Origin of the sequence: Treponema sp. OMZ 805 (assembly GCF_050937395.1) — a bacterium.
Classification (GTDB): domain Bacteria; phylum Spirochaetota; class Spirochaetia; order Treponematales; family Treponemataceae; genus Treponema.
Genome location: NZ_JACCLP010000002.1, coordinates 190,102 through 206,423 on the forward strand (window position 1 = coordinate 190,102; position 16,322 = coordinate 206,423).

General features: G+C 47.2%; 15 protein-coding genes. 8 read left to right on the plus strand and 7 right to left on the minus strand.

Going from position 1 to position 16,322, the window contains the following annotated elements; genetic code table 11:
- Positions 1 to 106: 106 nt before the first annotated feature.
- From rpsL to HGH47_RS02685, 3 genes are all read left to right on the plus strand, one after another.
- Positions 107 to 481, plus strand: a complete 375-nt coding sequence (rpsL, locus tag HGH47_RS02675) for a 30S ribosomal protein S12 (RefSeq protein WP_016518396.1) — start codon at positions 107 to 109, stop codon at positions 479 to 481.
- Positions 482 to 495: 14 nt separating this feature from the next.
- Positions 496 to 966, plus strand: a complete 471-nt coding sequence (gene rpsG / locus HGH47_RS02680; protein WP_044013319.1) for a 30S ribosomal protein S7 — start codon at positions 496 to 498, stop codon at positions 964 to 966.
- A 259-nt stretch (positions 967 to 1,225) separates the two neighbouring features.
- Positions 1,226 to 2,434 carry an MFS transporter gene (locus tag HGH47_RS02685; protein ID WP_212565423.1) on the plus strand — a complete coding sequence of 403 codons (1,209 nt, stop codon included), beginning with the start codon at positions 1,226 to 1,228 and terminating at the stop codon, positions 2,432 to 2,434.
- A 13-nt stretch (positions 2,435 to 2,447) separates the two neighbouring features.
- On the opposite strand, the gene HGH47_RS02690 is transcribed toward HGH47_RS02685, so the two are convergent.
- Together HGH47_RS02690 and HGH47_RS02695 are read right to left on the minus strand one after the other, a co-directional pair.
- Complete coding sequence (locus tag HGH47_RS02690) at positions 2,448 to 3,281, minus strand: substrate-binding periplasmic protein (RefSeq protein ID WP_253675628.1); 834 nt, start codon at positions 3,279 to 3,281, stop codon at positions 2,448 to 2,450.
- A 16-nt stretch (positions 3,282 to 3,297) separates the two neighbouring features.
- Positions 3,298 to 4,116 (minus strand): transporter substrate-binding domain-containing protein, encoded by an 819-nt coding sequence (locus tag HGH47_RS02695; protein WP_253675627.1) that lies wholly within the window; start codon positions 4,114 to 4,116, stop codon positions 3,298 to 3,300.
- A gap of 166 nt (positions 4,117 to 4,282) precedes the next feature.
- On the opposite strand from HGH47_RS02695, the gene ligA reads away from it, so the two are divergent.
- From ligA to HGH47_RS02715, 4 genes are all read left to right on the plus strand, one after another.
- Positions 4,283 to 6,211 (plus strand): NAD-dependent DNA ligase LigA, encoded by a 1,929-nt coding sequence (ligA, locus tag HGH47_RS02700; protein WP_432910205.1) that lies wholly within the window; start codon positions 4,283 to 4,285, stop codon positions 6,209 to 6,211.
- A gap of 234 nt (positions 6,212 to 6,445) precedes the next feature.
- The gene (locus HGH47_RS02705) at positions 6,446 to 7,636 is read left to right on the plus strand and encodes a THUMP domain-containing class I SAM-dependent RNA methyltransferase (protein WP_212565420.1); all 1,191 of its coding nucleotides are present in this window, start codon (positions 6,446 to 6,448) and stop codon (positions 7,634 to 7,636) included.
- A gap of 11 nt (positions 7,637 to 7,647) precedes the next feature.
- A complete protein-coding gene (locus HGH47_RS02710; protein ID WP_432910208.1) occupies positions 7,648 to 8,652 on the plus strand; it encodes a permease in 1,005 nt (334 codons plus the stop codon).
- 162 nt (positions 8,653 to 8,814) lie between these two features.
- On the plus strand, positions 8,815 to 10,506 hold the full coding sequence (locus HGH47_RS02715; protein WP_212565418.1) for a thiol-activated cytolysin family protein: 1,692 nt from the start codon (positions 8,815 to 8,817) through the stop codon (positions 10,504 to 10,506).
- A 122-nt stretch (positions 10,507 to 10,628) separates the two neighbouring features.
- Here HGH47_RS02715 and nudC read toward each other — a convergent pair whose 3' ends face one another.
- The 5 genes from nudC to HGH47_RS02740 form a co-directional block, all read right to left on the minus strand.
- Positions 10,629 to 11,420 carry an NAD(+) diphosphatase gene (nudC, locus tag HGH47_RS02720; RefSeq protein WP_212565417.1) on the minus strand — a complete coding sequence of 264 codons (792 nt, stop codon included), beginning with the start codon at positions 11,418 to 11,420 and terminating at the stop codon, positions 10,629 to 10,631.
- A gap of 49 nt (positions 11,421 to 11,469) precedes the next feature.
- A complete protein-coding gene (locus HGH47_RS02725) occupies positions 11,470 to 11,601 on the minus strand; it encodes a hypothetical protein (RefSeq protein WP_256481848.1) in 132 nt (43 codons plus the stop codon).
- 141 nt (positions 11,602 to 11,742) lie between these two features.
- On the minus strand, positions 11,743 to 12,642 hold the full coding sequence (recO, locus tag HGH47_RS02730) for a DNA repair protein RecO (protein ID WP_212565416.1): 900 nt from the start codon (positions 12,640 to 12,642) through the stop codon (positions 11,743 to 11,745).
- 126 nt (positions 12,643 to 12,768) lie between these two features.
- The gene (gene asnS / locus HGH47_RS02735; protein WP_212565415.1) at positions 12,769 to 14,190 is read right to left on the minus strand and encodes an asparagine--tRNA ligase; all 1,422 of its coding nucleotides are present in this window, start codon (positions 14,188 to 14,190) and stop codon (positions 12,769 to 12,771) included.
- A 15-nt stretch (positions 14,191 to 14,205) separates the two neighbouring features.
- On the minus strand, positions 14,206 to 14,736 hold the full coding sequence (locus HGH47_RS02740) for an adenine phosphoribosyltransferase (protein WP_212565414.1): 531 nt from the start codon (positions 14,734 to 14,736) through the stop codon (positions 14,206 to 14,208).
- A gap of 118 nt (positions 14,737 to 14,854) precedes the next feature.
- Between HGH47_RS02740 and murD the strand changes: the two genes are divergently transcribed.
- Complete coding sequence (gene murD / locus HGH47_RS02745) at positions 14,855 to 16,285, plus strand: UDP-N-acetylmuramoyl-L-alanine--D-glutamate ligase (RefSeq protein ID WP_432910215.1); 1,431 nt, start codon at positions 14,855 to 14,857, stop codon at positions 16,283 to 16,285.
- Positions 16,286 to 16,322: the final 37 nt, after the last annotated feature.

The following is a 16,322-nucleotide window of genomic DNA, read 5'->3' on the forward strand; positions in this document are numbered from 1 at the left end:
ATTATAAGTGTATATACTTTGGGATCGTTATGAACAGGAATTTGTAACGATTCCGATTATAGCTTAATCCGTAGTGCTGGCGGAGAGATATAAGGAGTTAGGGCAAATGCCTACGATTAATCAATTGATAAAGCAGGGTCGAAAAGCGGTCGTCTCGCGAACCAAGAGTCCTGCATTGCAGTCATGCCCGCAGAAACGCGGTGTATGCACCCGTGTAATGACGGTTACGCCGAAAAAACCGAATTCCGCATTGCGGAAGGTTGCCCGTGTGCGCTTGAGCAACGGTATCGAAGTAACTGCCTATATTCCGGGTATCGGACATAACTTACAGGAACACTCCGTCGTGTTAATTCGCGGCGGCCGTGTTAAGGATTTACCGGGTGTGCGCTATCATATCATTCGTGGAACAAAGGATACGCTCGGTGTTGCCGATCGTAAGCGCGGCCGTTCAAAGTACGGCGCAAAGAAGCCTAAGGCGTAAAGGAGAGGTTTATTATGGGACGGAAAAAGAAGACTATCAATAGACCGATTGCGCCGGATGCACGCTACAACAGCGTTGTGCTTTCAAAGTTTATTGCCCGCATGATGCTTGACGGAAAAAAATCCGTTACGACAGCTATTTTGTACGACAGCTTTGATGTAATTAAATCAAAGACAGGCGAAGATCCGCTTACCGTATTTACCAAAGCGCTTGAAAATGTTAAGCCGCTTGTCGAGGTAAAATCACGCCGCGTTGGAGGCGCCACCTATCAGGTACCGATCGAAATCCGCGAATCCCGCCGCGAGGCGCTCGGAATGCGCTGGATTATCGGCGCTGCCCGCAGCCGGAACGGTCATGCAATGTCCGAGCGTTTAGCTGCCGAGGTTATCGATGCGTACAACAATACCGGTACCGCCTTCAAAAAGAAGGAAGATACCCACCGTATGGCGGAAGCGAACAAAGCCTTTGCTCACTACCGCTGGTAGTTTACAACTGCCGGTATCGATTGCTATCGGTAATGCTGTGTAGTATGGAAAGCCTTGAAACAGTACGTTTCAAGGCTTTTTTTATTCGTCTTTTCGGTAATGCTTGTATCCGGGATGCTTGCCCCATACGTTATAGTCGGCGCGCATACGGCATAATCGGTCGATGTTTTCGCGGGAAATTTTTGACAAAACATACACATATTTGTATTATTCGTACGACTAACATATTCGCAATCCGGTTATAAGGAGTATAAACCCTATGGAAAAATCGATGGAGCAGCCGCTGATATTGCGTAGAGGTGTTCCGTACTTTTTGCTGTTTTCACTATATGCGATAATTAATACCTATTTACCGATTATGCTTAGAACGCTCGGCTTTTCAACTGCCCAAATCGGTATTCTGCTCGGCATTATTGAAATAGTAGGCGTATGTGCGCCTTTTTTTATTACGCGGCAGCTTGATAAAACCGGCCGCTACGGGTTGATAATGTGTATATTCGGATTCGATATTGCGCTATTACTGCTGCCCATTCTCCGCTTTCATTCATTTTTTGTTACGGCGCTTTGTCTCGGTATTTTTGCTGTAGGTTTTAAGGGAATGGTTCCGGTACTGGACGGTTTTACAACAAAGGCACTGGGGCAACATAACGCTCAATATGGGAAAATTCGGGCGCTCGGTTCTGTCGGCTTTGTCGGTATGAATTTATTTTTACAGCTGCATCCCTCTATTTCAGGGAAAAATCCTGTTTCAATGATTTTGGCTGTCAGCATAGTTGCACTCATGTTTGTGGTAACGCTCCGGTGGGTACCTGATTTATATGCTTCTTTGCTTGTCGAGACGGGAACCCCGATGAAAACGGAAGAAGCCACATTAAAAGAATCTACCGAAGGACAATCGGTAAAGGAGAAAGTTGCGTTTGCTGCATTCCCTAAGCTGTTTTGGGAATGTTTATTATTGATCTTTCTGGCCTTTTTAGGCTTGGTTCCCTGCCAGCGTTTTTTTTCGCTCTATGTTGAAGAATATATTAAAGTGGAAGCTTCTGCCGGTTTATGGGCGCTGTCGGCAATGGCGGAAATACCGTTGCTTATTATCTCCGGAAAACTTATCCGGCGTTTCGGCAAAGAACGGCTCCTTGCTGTCTGTTTACTAAGCGTGATTATACGGAATTGCTGTTATATTTTTATTCCCGGAATCAGCGGTGCGGTCGTAGGGCAGCTCTTGCATTCGCTGAGCTTCGGTTTATTCCACCCATTGGGTGTACTGCTCTGTGTTGTGCACAGTTACGGTAAAACAGTTACTGCTATGACTTTTTTTACTGCAGCAAACGGCATTGCCTACGTAATAGGGAGTATGGTTGGTGGGTATGTTATCGAATGTTTAGGGTATCCGGCGCTTTTTTTATTATTCAGCGTGTTTCCTGCTATCGGTATTGTATTTTATCTTTTTATTATGCGGCATGGTTGCTGATTATGCGGCGGGGTTAATATTTTCCAACCATCGAAACATCGGCTCCGAACCACTTTGTGGATATTGCCAGCAGGGTTCCGTCCCGTGCCATATCGGCAAGAAAAGCGTTTATTGTTTCCATTAATTCTCTGTCTTCTTTTCTAAATGCATAGCTGTAAGTATTGATGCTAATCGGATCTCCAATTACCTGATATAGTTTTTTCTTTTCTATTGTAATTTTACTGTAATATGTCAGCAAGTTCATGACGACCGCATCAAGCTGATCGTAATCCAATGCAAGCAGCATACTTTCTTGTCGGGAATAACGATATGGCCGACGACCGTTATTAATATAAAGGGGAGACTTCATTACAAGTTCGAACATTCCCTCATCGGATAGTATGCCGATCCGCTTATTCCGTAAATCGGAAAATTGACTGAATGGCACTGTGCCGTCCATACTTTGAAGTACAACAACCACTAACGCATCTCGTAAATACGGTGTACTTAGTAAAAAGCGTTCTGCATTTGCCTCATTATTAATAAAACCGCTTGCAATATAATTAATTTTTCTGTTTTCGAGCGCTGCGATTCTATCTGCGATGCTTATAATAGGTACAAGTCGCAGCTTTACGCCAAGCTTATCGGCAAGAGCTTGAGCTACATCCGCTTCGAATCCGGCAATTGCTCCTGTGCTGGAATAAAAACTGAGCGGTGGAATTGACGGATCGACGCCAACCACAAGCTCATTTTTGACAATAATCCTTGCCAATGAAGTATCATTTATTCCTTTATTCTCTATCCGGTTGCCGGTACAAGAAAAAAGTGAAAATACTAATAATATGCCGAAAAGACTTTTTATCTTCATTTTTACCTCAGCGTTATTAAAATCGAACATTCAATACTGATAAATTAGAACCGAACCATTTTCGGGAAAAATCCGGAATAGTGCCGTCTTCATTCATTTCGACCAAAACGGATTCGATTTTAGCGACCAGCGAACCGTCCGTTTTCCTAAAAGCGAACGTGTAATATTCGGTAGAAATAGCTTCATTTATAATACTGTAGTTCGGGCTTTGATCGAGCGTGTTGCAGGAGTAAATAAGGTCTAATACGATGGCATCGCAGGTACCTGCATTGAGCGCTTCATACAGGCGATCTATGGAGATCAATTGCTGAATGCTCACATGATCTTTCAATATCTCCATATCCGATAATGCTTCATCGCCACCTGTGCCTACCTCAACTGCTATCCTTCTATCTCTTAACTGATCCAATGTTTGGTATCCTTTGCTTGCAAGCGTTACAACAATTTTAGCATTTTGAAGATATGGCGCACACATTCGGTAATGCTGCTTACGTTCTTCCGTAAGGCTAAAACCGCTTGCAATGCAATCGATTACTCCCGTATTCAAAAGAATTTCTTTTTGCGTCCAATCTATCGGGTAAAAGATCGGATGAATACCGAGGCGGCGGCATAATTCCGTCATTATATCGACGTCATACCCTACTATTTCGTTCTTTTCATTTCTAAAAGAGAGGATGGGAACAAAATCGGAAACACCGATGACCAATGTGGCTTTTACCTGAACTTTCGCCCAAGAAGGATCTTCAATATATTCAATTTTATGATTGCGGTGGCATGAAGAAAATAAAATAAACAGTATACATAGCGCCGCATATACAGTTATCCGTTTTTTCATATTAGTTTCTACGACCTTCAACAACATTTTTACCGGAAAGGTACACAAACAGTATCATTTTTTATGTGTCCTGTAAAGGGAAATTGTTCAGGGCAAACGCATCAGACACGCTATTTTCAAAAGGACTTGGTTGTATTTTTGTTATATCCATAGTATCCTTTCGGGTATGACAAATAATACACGGATACAAGAGCTTGAAGCGCTGATAAAAAAGCATCAGGACTTATACTATAACGCAGAACCGGAAATTTCGGATGCGGATTTTGATTTATTGTGGGACGAACTGCGGAGCCTTGACCCTCGGAATGCCTTATTTGCAACGGTACCCAAGGACAGCGCCGACGGTTTCCCAAAAGCGGAACATATTATCCCGATGGGGAGCCAAGACAAGGCGGCGGATCCCGAAAGTTTCCAAAAATGGGCGGAGAAAATGCCGTTTTCCGATTTTCTGGTACAATACAAACTGGACGGCGCCAGTATGGAGCTGCAATATGAAAAAGGGCGGCTTGTTCGTGCGGTAACACGGGGTGACGGCAAAATCGGCGATGATATTACTGCGAATGTTAAAAAGATGCAGGGAGTCGTACTTGAGATGAAAGGAGATTCCGCTCCTAACGGAGCGTCACCCTTTTCCGGCGGCATCCGCGGCGAAGTGCTGATGACCAAAGAGGTGTTGCACAATTTTTACCCCGATAAAAAGAATTGCCGGAATGCAGCAAACGGGTTGATGAAGCGGAAGGACGGCAGTGGCAGCGAGCGCCTCGAAATTATTTGCTATGATGCTGCCGCGGGAACAGTCGGAAAGCCCTTTACCGAAGCGGCGCCTTTCACCACGGAAACCGAAAAGCTCAACTGGCTTAAAACGCAGGGCTTTTTACAGGTACCGGTTATGCGGTGCGTCGGCGTCAGGGAGGTTATCGACTACCGCGCCCATGTTATGGATATTCGCAGCACTATTCCCTACGACATCGACGGTCTTGTTATTAAAAACGACCGTATCGATACTGCCGACCTCAGCAGGGCGCGGCCGGAAAAACAAATCGCCTTTAAGTTTAGCCTTGAAGAAGCGGTCACTGCGCTGCGCAGCGTCGAGTGGAGCGAATCGGGCGCTACCTATACCCCCATCGCGCTTATCGATCCGGTACAGCTGGCGGGTACAACCGTCAAGCGGGCAAACCTCTGCAATCCGAACATGATTACGGAGCTGAACCTCAAGATCGGCAGCAGAGTGCTGGTAACCAAACGGGGAGAGATTATCCCCAAGATAGAAGCGCTTATCGAAAATCCTGCATCAAGTGTGCCCATCGAACAGCCGTGCCGATGTACGAGCTGCGGCGCTGCGCTCCGTGACGAAGGTACCCGCCTGTATTGCCCTAATCCGGCGTGCCCTAAGCTCATTCATCACCGGATAGAAAAATGGATCAACACCCTTGATATTCAGGACTTTGGGACGGTGCTCCTCAAACAGCTTTTTGACGCACAGCGCCTTCGCTCTATTTCCGATTTATATACGCTGACTGTTGAGGAACTCGCAGCCCTCGAACGCATGGGAAAAAAGTCTGCGGAAAAAGTATACCGCGCACTGCACGCCAAACGGGATATCCCATTGCCGGTCTTTATTGCCGGTTTCGATATCGAAGGCATCGGCCGCACGATGGTAGAAAAACTGGTTGATGCGGGCTTTGACACCCTCGAAAAACTGCTTGCAGCTTCGGAAGAAGATTTTGCCGCCGTGTACCAATTCGGCAGCATCCTTGCCCATACGCTTACGCTCGGCCTCCGCGATGCAAAGGAAGAGATGCTGCGCCTTACCGGTTCGGGGACTATCGTTATTCAAACACCTGCTGCCGCAACTCAAGGGAATCTGCCGCTTGCAGGAAAAAGTTTTTGCTTTACCGGAGAGTTGAACACACTTAAAAGGAAAGAAGCTGAAGCGATGGTTCAAGCAAAAGGCGGAACGGTAAAATCTTCGGTAACCAAGGGACTTACGTACCTCGTAACCAATACCCCCGATTCCGGTTCGTCAAAAAACAAGAAAGCGCAGGAACTCGGCACTGCAATTATCACCGAGGAGGCATTTTTAAAACTGTTTTAATGTCGGCAAAAAAACTAAACTACCCGCGACCCCTGTAGACACAAAACAGAGCCGATAAGCATTCACTTACCGGCTCTTTGCTTTCTGCATTCGCCCCCTTAATTCACAGCCTGAATGAGAAATTCCTCACCGGATAAACCGATGAGGAATTAAGTATTCTTCCCCACAAAAGCGCCGTAGGGATTTTACCCTCAGTTAATTGTATAAATCGATAAAAATGAGTATAGTCCTTTTATGCTTGAATTTTTAGCGCTTTGCGCAGTCGGCGCTGAGCCGATCCTTTCAAATGAATTAAAACTGTTAGACTTTAAACCGGTCAATCGATTGCCGGGGCGTGTTTTTTTTACCTCTACACTGAAGGAGCCGGAAGTTGTAAGCATCATGCGTGCAAACTTTTATCTCCGCACTGCGGACAGGCTCTATTTCGTTCTAAAAGAATTTGCAGCTGACAACTTTGATACACTGTATGACACCGTTGCCGCAGTAGATTGGCAGCGTTTTTTTTCCAAGGATTCCAAGATAACGGTAGACAAGGTGAGAACCTTTAAGAGTAAACTCGCCTCCGAACATGCCGTGCAGCGGGCTGTCCATAAGGCGGTCTGTACCGCGCTCTGTTCTGCATGGAAGATGGATGTATTACCCGAAACGGGGAGAGAATACAGCATACGCATATATATAGAACATAACCGCGTGTATCTGCTGCTTGACCTTTCAGGAGAACCGCTGCACCGGCGGGGATACCGCTTAAGCGGAGGCGCCGCACCGATGAGGGAAACGCTGGCGGCTGTTTTGTTGCAGTGTATGCAATGGAAACGGAAGTTGCCGCTGCACGATGCTTTTTGCGGTTCGGGTACCATCCCGATAGAAGCGGCATTGTATGCCTACAATATTCCGCCCGGGATCGGCCGCAGCTTTGCCTTTGAAACCTTTGCCTGCTATTCGTCTAAAAAAGACCGGCAGCTTATTGAAGAAGAACGCCGACGCGGCGCGCTCAATATCCGCACGGATTGCTTGGTACGGGTAAGCGGTTCAGACAACGATCCTGAGGCGGTGCGGCTTGCACAAACCAATGCCGAGCGCGCCTGTATGCTGGCCGGTAAAGCGCTGCAGCGGATTGGAAAAGATAACCGTATCCCGCGTCCCGAATTTATACAGGCTGATTTTAGCGAACTTGCTGCGCCGTATCCCGAAGGTGCGCTCCTTTCCAATCCGCCGTACGGAGACCGCCTCGGCGATGAACAGGAAGCAACTGCGCTCTACGAAAAAATGACGTCCATTCCGCACGAGTTTGACAACTGGCGCTTAGGTTTTATTACTGACAAACCGGCTTTTGCAGATATATTCCTGCGTACAGGTATTACGCTCAAAAAGCGTCCGTTAAAAAGCGGTAACCTCGACACCTGCCTGTATTATTACGGAGTGTAGAAGGTCTTTATATGACGGCTTTTTTTTCTACCATACATACCGTTTTTACCGGCATCGTGCTGCAGGCTGTGCCATTCATGCTGGTGGGGGCACTTTTATCCTCAGCGCTGTACGCTTTTGTTCCCGACCGGATTCTTATCAAGGTTTTTCCTAAAAGATACGGACTTGGCTTTTTAACAGCGCTCTTTGCCGGAGCTCTGTTCCCCGTTTGCGAATGCGCTGCCGTTCCGCTGATGCGCAGCCTGATTAAAAAAGGCATTGCAATGCCCATCGCGGTTACCTTTATGCTTGCTTCCCCCATCGTCAACCCTATTTCGATTGTCTCGACGCTGTACGCTTTCCCACAACAGCCGTCCGTAGCAGTCTATCGGCTATGCTTCGGCTTGCTAGTTGCAGGTACGATTGGGCTTCTACTGTTGTTTTATCCCGAAGAAAAATACTTAAAGGAAGATTTTGATATGGAACAGGCAGCTCAACCACACACCCTTGTCGGCGTAGACACAGCGTTTCGGCTTGCGACAGGCAGAACGGCTCCTCAAAACGTACACAATGAGCTTCAATCGGACAACTCCGGCAAACCCACTGCAGAAAGCAGGATGCAATGGCTGCAATCCAAAACATACACGCTGCTGATGCACACCTGTTCGGAATTTTTTACCACAGGCCCCTTTTTAATTCTCGGTGCGTTTATCACCGCCATAATACGCGCAGCAGTCCCGCAGGAATTGTTCAGCATAACAAGCAGCAGCGCGGTAGGTTCGCTTCTGCTAATGATGCTTTTCGCCTTTGTATTTTCCGCCTGCTCCACCTCCGATGCCTTTATCGCCCGCAGTTTTTTAGATAGATTCTCCTTAGGTTCAATCCTCGGCTTTTTAGTATACGGCCCGATGATGGATATAAAAAACCTGTTTATGCTGTTTTCTTTGTTTAAAAAACGGTTTGTCATAGAGCTTACGCTGATTATCACGGTAATCAATGTTATCGGTATTTCAGTATTAGCTCGGCTATTTTTATGATTGATTCGTGCGGGTTTCATACCCCGGCGCTCTGCGTCGGGGTTGTTGATTTTCCTTGATATCATATTTTTTATAAAAATTTTCATTTTTTGCCCCGAATTTCAAGCCATTTTGCGGCGCGTGCTTTATAAGACAGGCAGCATCAACCGCAAGGAGGTTTCTATGCAACAACAAGAATGGGCAAAGTCCACAACACGTATCAAACACCGTGCTGTATTGTTGATCTGGCTTGCAGTAATAGGCATAGCAGGGTGTCAACAACCGACAAAACCGCTGCTGAAAGAAACAAAACAAGAAAAGCCTATAAACCCTTCTTCACCCAAACAGGATAAGCCTAACAACCAGCAGGGAGAAATTACCTATAAAGGGCTTGAGCTTCCCGAAAGCCTTGCACGTTCACCGCAGCGATTGCGTGAGCTGATTTTCCAAGGACAGCAAATTAGAGAAACGGAACCGCAACTCAATGCTCACGGGCAGGTAGTCAAATACATCGAAAAAGAAGTAGAACACGATCTTTCGGCAGCTTTTGATAACACGCTCTTGCTCGATCCTTCCCAGAACTCCATTTATCCCGGGTCAGTCTTGCGCGGTGATAATCTTGACAAAGATAGTTATCAAGAAATTACCGAAGGCAATAAACGGAAAGCGATAATATCTTTCGATTTGCAAGGTGTAAAAGATAAAGGTGGAAAATCGGGAATTACTTCAGGCGAAATTTTTCCGGATTTGGCATCATATAGAGATCTGCGCAATCGAATCCTCAGTCAAAGTATTACTTACCATGCCTCAGCCAATTTAAGCTATGAAGAGATGGAAATTACCAATGAGAAAAGCCTTGAAGCACAGCTTAAAATAGGAGTAGGTTTTGGTGCAGCAGGGATTAAAAGTAAAATTGCAGCAGGTTTTAAATTCAAGGATGGAGAACAGAAGGAGCGGCGTCTTATCAAATTCGTCGAAACATTTTACACCGTCGATGTGAATCAAGAAGCGGCACCGCTTATGGTCAATATACCGCGCGACAAGGTTGGAAACACAATGCCGGTGTATGTATCGTCGGTTTCTTACGGACGCATCGCCTACCTTACCATCGAATCCGATCAAAAGAAGTCTGAGCTCAAGGCAAATCTTGACGCGGTATTTAAAGTTACAACAACAAACCATGCCGAAGCCGATATTGATTTGGCAATCAAAAAGCTGGAAAAGGGAACAACCATTACAATCAATATTATCGGAGGCGGCAGCGAGGCAGTAACCGATCTGAAGCAGTTCCAAAAGTATATTGTAAAAGAAGGTTTTTCCTCAAAGAATCCGGGGCAGATTATTAAGTATCAATTACGGTTCTTAGATGACAATGCGACTGCGTATATCAAATATAGCGAAAAATACAAGACCGTCGAACGTACGGAAATTCCTGCAAAAGGATACAAGGTAACCGCAACGGTGGAAAAGATAAAATACACCGGACATAACACTATAGATGTTACCGGTACTATCGGTATGCAGCCGCTTGATAAAGATAAGCTGCGGAAAACGATCTTTAACTACGACAATAATACGAAACCAAAATTAACATTTACATATATGAAGGATGCACAACCTCAAGCGCAGACGGACACTATTATTGTACCGAACGAATCTTCTGTTGTTCAGCTTGCCTTCGATATAAAAGGAGACATCAGTGGCGTGGAGAATATTTTTGTAAGCGATAAACAAGGGAACAATCCACTGCAGAAGAGCCGTGCAGTCAGCGAGTTTAAAGCAAGCCCATTGCAATCTTTTACACTCTACCGGAAGGGAAACCCGACAGATACGTTATTATTCGATATCCGGTTTAAAGTTGAAAAAGAGCCGTAAGTCGTGCCGTCGTTGAACAGCGTACGTCCGTGTACGCTGTTCAACGACGAGTTTGCAGGACAAACTCGCTTCTGCATGGAACCAGCGGCATCCGTGCCGCTGGTGAACAGTGTACATCAGGGCTAATACCAGTCGCCACAGATAAGCCGATGAGCGGCGGAGCCGGGGAGCGGTATCGGGGGCAACGCATCGCGCGTAAACCATGCGGCCTCCGATAACTCTTCTTTTTGTACGGTAATATCTCCCGAAACATATTCGGCGCGGAAGGCAAGCATCAGCTGATTAGGATACGGCCAGCCTTGGCTTCCACGGTACCGGATGTTCTTAACCGTTAAGCCGACTTCTTCACGGACTTCACGGATAACGGCTTCCTCTGCCGTTTCACCGGCTTCGATAAAGCCCGCAATGCACGTATAAAGGTCGGAGATGTGCTGTACATGCCGTGCTAAAAGGATATGTTCCCCCTTACTGATGAGCACAATAATGCACGGCGCAAGCACAGGATAAAATATTCTGCTGCATTGCGGGCATTCCAATGCTGTTTCGGTTACGCTTAAATACAGCCGACTGCCGCATGAAGCACAATACTTAGTATGCTGCAGCCAATCGAGCAAAAGAGCTGCACGGGCAACAATCGAGGCATACTCGACAGGTTCCGTTATAAATAAATTCCGGTACGGTATCCGTTTAAAGCCTTCCGGTTCCGCTGCATCAGGCGATAAGGCCGCTGCAAAGGTACGGTATATCCTTTCACCGTAAAGGCTGATAATATCTTCATTACGATATGTTTTAAGAGCTTGGGAAACTTCGCTACCGATCGGCAGCTGTCCGCTTTCTAAAATAAAAATATCTTTCTTTTGTATTAACACACCGAATTCAAAATCAGTCCCATTGGGGCAATCTATAAGCGCCATATTCCCAGTTATCCTTTTATCAGTTTAAATGAACTCAACAATGGGACCTCTAAAAACTTGAGTTTTTTGCAGATGCCCAGTCCATGATTTCGGCAATTCCGACGCAGAGAATATACGCATTCTTTTTCGATGATGAGCGGGTGTTCAGGCATGAAGTGCGAACTTCATTGATCGGTTTCATAACCCCCATTATAGCAGAAAATTAAAAATGATGATACTTCTTTGATAGGACTAATTTTAAACTCGTCGGGCATCTCTAAGAATCTAACCGACTTTTTAGAGATGCTCCATAGTATAAGCAAGGAAAGCACAATGTTGATAATTACACATACCTCATCTGAAAGGTTTTAAGCGGCGCTCCTGCCATCTTTTCGGTTAAGAAAAAGAGGAACCGCTTGAGCTCCCCATAAGCGGCGGGGCTGAGCGGCAAGTGCCGTGAATAGCCGGGAGCTTTTTCCGTTACGGCATACAGATACCTGAAAGCCTCTGCTGAAAGCGGAAACGTATGGGCATCGAACCGACGGCAGGAGCTGCAAAAGCACTCATCCTCTGCGGGGCTATATACAGCGCAGCACGTTTCCGCCGGGCAGGACGCGGCGTTTGCCGCAATTTCAGCGTCGGCTGCAATCTCGGCGCTGCCGCTCTCCCACCCCGCAGCATTGGTTACAGTCCTGCCGCTCCCCGCACCGACGCTTACAATTTCCGCGCTGCCGGTTACACCCCCGGTGCGACGTGCAATCTCGACGCCGCACGTGCCGCAGTGGAATATATCGGGGGCAACGCCTGCGGTCTGCAATAGCCGCCATAAAAAGCGCAAGAGCCCCCGCTCGCATCCTGCATCGTCGGACACGCACAGCCCGTCCAAAAAAGCGTTCACCAGCTGCCAGTTCACCGTGCCGCAGGTTTTTATCGTGATTTCGCTGCACACGGCGGCGCACCAACTGCGGGCTAAACTTTCGCGCAGCTCCATCCGGTAGGCGCTCACTGAAAAATCGGTAATTTTGTTTGAATTTTTTATCGGGTTTGAATAGAGCCAGACTTGCCCGCTCTGATAGGTAGAAACCATCCCCCGCAGTTTACTCCGTGCGCCGCCGAAAAGGGTCGCCGGTACAATCGTGCACCCATGTTCCTGCGGCACAAGAAGCGACACGTTCCGATGGTCGCTGCTAAAAGAAGAAACCGACAGCACGAGCGCCTCGGTATTCCAAGAACGATTACTCATACTGCCGGTCTTATGGTCGGAACGTGTAAGTGCGTCACGAACAAGTACGACCCATATAAGAACAACTTGCGCAGTGCGCGCGTAGCGGTACGCTGCATTGCGGTACAATCCACTGTGTTGCTGCGGTTAAAATTCCGCAGATTTTGGAGTCCGCGGATACGGAATAACATCGCGGATATTCGCCATACCGGTGACATAGAGGAGCAGCCGGTCAAATCCGAGCCCGAATCCCGAATGCGGTACGGTTCCGTAGCGGCGCAAATCCAAATACCACCAATAGTTTTTGACATCAAGGCCGAGATCGGTCATACGGGTTTCCAGCGCAGCAAGGTTGTCTTCCCGTTCGGAACCGCCAATAATCTCTCCCAGTCCCGGCACCAGCACATCCATCGCCCGTACCGTTTTACCGTCATCATTTTGCTTCATATAGAAGGCTTTTATTTCCTTAGGATAATCCGTTACGATAACGGGACCTTTAAAGACCTGCTCGGTTAAATATTTTTCGTGCTCGCTTTGAAGATCACAACCCCAGAACGGTTTAAACTCAAACTCGGAAGCGTGTTTTTCAAGTTCTTTCACCGCATCGGTATAGGTGATACGGGTAAACTTGGACTGTACGACGTGTTCCAGCGTTTCGATAAGCCCCGGCTTAATCTGCGCGTTAAAAAACTCAAGGTCGGCTCTGCAATGGGTTAATGCCCATTTGAGAAGGTAGACAACAAATTTCTCCGCTAAATCCATGTTGTCCTCAAGCCGGAAAAACGACATCTCCGGTTCTATCATCCAAAATTCGGAGAGGTGCCGCGTCGTGTTTGAGTTTTCTGCGCGGAAGGTCGGCCCGAAGGTATAGACCCGTGAAAGCGCCGTTGCATACGTTTCTATCTCAAGCTGACCGGAAACCGTCAGATAGGCTTCCCGTTCAAAGAAGTCCTGTTTGTAATCAACCGCGAAAGTGGCAGGATCAACTTTATCTTTTAAAGCCTTGCGGATAATCTCCTGCATATTAAGCGTGGTTACCTGAAACATCTCGCCGGCGCCTTCGCAATCGGAGGCGGTAATCAGCGGCGTATGCACGTACTGGAATCCGTGCTCTTGAAAGAAGTTGTGTACGGCAAAAGCCATTTGATTCCGCACACGGGCAACCGCTCCGAACGTATTGGTACGGGCGCGTAAGTGAGCTATGTCGCGTAAAAACTCAAACGTATGCCGTTTTTTTTGCAACGGATAGGTTTCGCCGGAAGCCTCGCCGTACACAAAAATCGTTTTTGCGGCAACCTCTACGGCCTGTCCCGATGCGGGAGATTCGATCAATGCTCCGACCGCTTTAATGGAAGCGCCGGTCGTAATCCTGCTTAATTCTTTTTCGGTTTGCGCATCGATCCCCTTATCGCGGTCAAAGGTAAGCTGAATCGAGGCAAAGCATGAACCGTCGTTTACCTGAATAAAAATAAGGTTCTTTGTTTCGCGTTTGGTACGCACCCATCCGTAGACAGCGACCTCCTGCCCGTCCGGTTTTTGTGTCAGTATATCTTTAATTAATGTAATCATTTTAAAATCTTATCCCTATTCGCTGTCGTATTCGATCAGTGTTTTAATCGGTAAATCACCGAGAAGTTTGTCATAGTGCAAAAACGGCAATCCGATAAGGCCGCAAAAACCAACCACCTCGGCGCCGCCCTGATTCAGCATTTTCCGCGCCGCATTCAGCGTGCCGCCGGTTGCAATCAAATCGTCGAGCAACAATATCCGCTGGCCTTTTTGTATATCGGAGGTGTGAACTTCGATCGTTGCTTGCCCGTATTCGAGGTCATAAGAACAGGAATAGGTTTCACCCGGCAGCTTTCCTTTTTTTCTAATGAGAATCAGCGGAATACCGAGCCTATCGGCAAAGGGAGCCGCAAAAATAAAACCGCGCGATTCGATCGCTGCAACCGCATCGATTTTTTCATCCTTATAAAAGCCCGTAAGCTTATCCAAGCAATAGTGAAACGCTTCAGGATTTATCAGAAGCCCCGTAATATCATAAAACAAAATTCCCTTCTTAGGAAAATCCGGAATCTTGCGGACGGCACTATCTATCAATGTATCTTTCATATTAACATTTTAACTTTACAGGGTATAATAGTCAAGGTAAAGTAATTGCAGCGCAGCGCCCTAGAGACGCCTCTTCGCTATTCTTTTCTAAACGCTTGTTTTTTGATACTATCGTTGAATGATGATACGGAATTTAAACGATATTGCAGGGCTTTCGGTAACGATTATGGGACTCGGATTAAACGGCGGAGGGCTTGCTTCGGCTCGTTTTTTTGCGGAACACGGCGCAAAAGAGGTTATCGTAACCGATATGAAAACCGAAGAGGAGCTTGCTCCCTCGGTTGCGGAGTTGCGGCGCTATCCCAATGTACGTTTTGCGCTCGGCGGTCACAATATTGAAGATTTCCGTACGGCGGATATGGTGATTAAAAACCCCGGCGTAAAATCGGAAGGAAATCCGTATCTTGCAGCTGCGCGCTGTATCGAAACCGATATTTCAATTTTTTTACAGCTGAGTTCCGCGCCGGTGCTTGCCGTAACCGGCAGTAAAGGAAAATCCTCAACCGTCAGTGCGCTGTATTATGGGCTGCAGCAATGCGGCATACGGGTATTCCTCGGCGGCAACATCACGGTGAGTCCGCTCACCTTCTTAACCGAAACACGAGCCGACACACCGGTTGTGCTGGAGCTTTCCAGTTGGCAGCTCAGCGACCTTGCGCAAAGCCCGCAGTTAAAACCGAAAATAGCGATTATTACCCATATTATGCCCGATCATCAAAACTGGTACGGCTCGATGGAACGCTATGTAGCCGACAAAAAAATCATCTACCGCAATCAGGATAACACCGATTACACAATCTGCAATTACGATGACGGCTGGGGAAAGACCTTTGCGCAAGAAACAGCTGGGCAAGTCTTTTGGTACAGCGCACATCCGCTGCCGCCGCATCTACTCGGCGCATGGATAGCCCCCGACGGCTCTGCTCGGATACGGCTGGCGCCGGACGAAGACCGCCTGCTGCTCCCTTCACGGATTACCGTTCCCGGCGCAGCGCTCAAACAAAATGTTATGGCTGCCTCGCTTGCCCTTGCGTTATACGGCGCCGATCTGCAACAGATCCCGTCCGTTATGCAAAACTATGGCGGTATTCCCCATCGGCTTGAATTTTTTTACGAAACGGAACAATTCAAATTCTATAACGATTCCGCAGCAACAATTCCCGAAGCGGCAGCGGCAGCAGTGAACGCTTTTGAAAAGCCGGTTATCCTCATCACCGGCGGAACCGATAAAAAGCTTGACTTTACCACTCTTGCGCCGGAGCTTAAAAAGGCAAAAGCATTGTTTTTACTTGCCGGCACAGGAACCGATAAATTGACACCGCTACTGCAAGCTCAGCACACCCCGTACTTTGGCCCCTTTCAAGACCTTTCTACCTTGCTTGAAGTAATCCGCCGAGACTATGAACCGACACTGCAAAACACGACTGCTGCAGAACAAGCAATCGTCGTATTTTCCCCCGGCGCTACGAGCTTCGGCATGTTTAAAAACGAGTTCGACCGCGGCCTTCGCTTTAAAGAAGCAGTGCGGAAATGCTGGCCAAAAATCTGATGCATTTTCCTGTTCATTGATGCCGACGAAGCAAGCA

Bases quoted from the DNA above. Each gene is read 5' to 3' on its own strand.
- HGH47_RS02685 (WP_212565423.1), top strand. From the start codon at position 1,226: ATGGAAAAATCGATGGAGCAGCCGCTGATATTGCGTAGAGGTGTTCCG.
- rpsG (WP_044013319.1), top strand. From the start codon at position 496: ATGGGACGGAAAAAGAAGACTATCAATAGACCGATTGCGCCGGATGCA.
- HGH47_RS02710 (WP_432910208.1), top strand. From the start codon at position 7,648: ATGACGGCTTTTTTTTCTACCATACATACCGTTTTTACCGGCATCGTG.
- HGH47_RS02695 (WP_253675627.1), bottom strand. From the start codon at position 4,116: ATGAAAAAACGGATAACTGTATATGCGGCGCTATGTATACTGTTTATT.
- ligA (WP_432910205.1), top strand. From the start codon at position 4,283: ATGACAAATAATACACGGATACAAGAGCTTGAAGCGCTGATAAAAAAG.
- HGH47_RS02725 (WP_256481848.1), bottom strand. From the start codon at position 11,601: ATGAAACCGATCAATGAAGTTCGCACTTCATGCCTGAACACCCGCTCA.
- rpsL (WP_016518396.1), top strand. From the start codon at position 107: ATGCCTACGATTAATCAATTGATAAAGCAGGGTCGAAAAGCGGTCGTC.
- HGH47_RS02705 (WP_212565420.1), top strand. From the start codon at position 6,446: ATGCTTGAATTTTTAGCGCTTTGCGCAGTCGGCGCTGAGCCGATCCTT.
- HGH47_RS02690 (WP_253675628.1), bottom strand. From the start codon at position 3,281: ATGAAGATAAAAAGTCTTTTCGGCATATTATTAGTATTTTCACTTTTT.
- nudC (WP_212565417.1), bottom strand. From the start codon at position 11,420: ATGGCGCTTATAGATTGCCCCAATGGGACTGATTTTGAATTCGGTGTG.
- HGH47_RS02715 (WP_212565418.1), top strand. From the start codon at position 8,815: ATGCAACAACAAGAATGGGCAAAGTCCACAACACGTATCAAACACCGT.
- recO (WP_212565416.1), bottom strand. From the start codon at position 12,642: ATGAGTAATCGTTCTTGGAATACCGAGGCGCTCGTGCTGTCGGTTTCT.
- asnS (WP_212565415.1), bottom strand. From the start codon at position 14,190: ATGATTACATTAATTAAAGATATACTGACACAAAAACCGGACGGGCAG.
- murD (WP_432910215.1), top strand. From the start codon at position 14,855: ATGATGATACGGAATTTAAACGATATTGCAGGGCTTTCGGTAACGATT.
- HGH47_RS02740 (WP_212565414.1), bottom strand. From the start codon at position 14,736: ATGAAAGATACATTGATAGATAGTGCCGTCCGCAAGATTCCGGATTTT.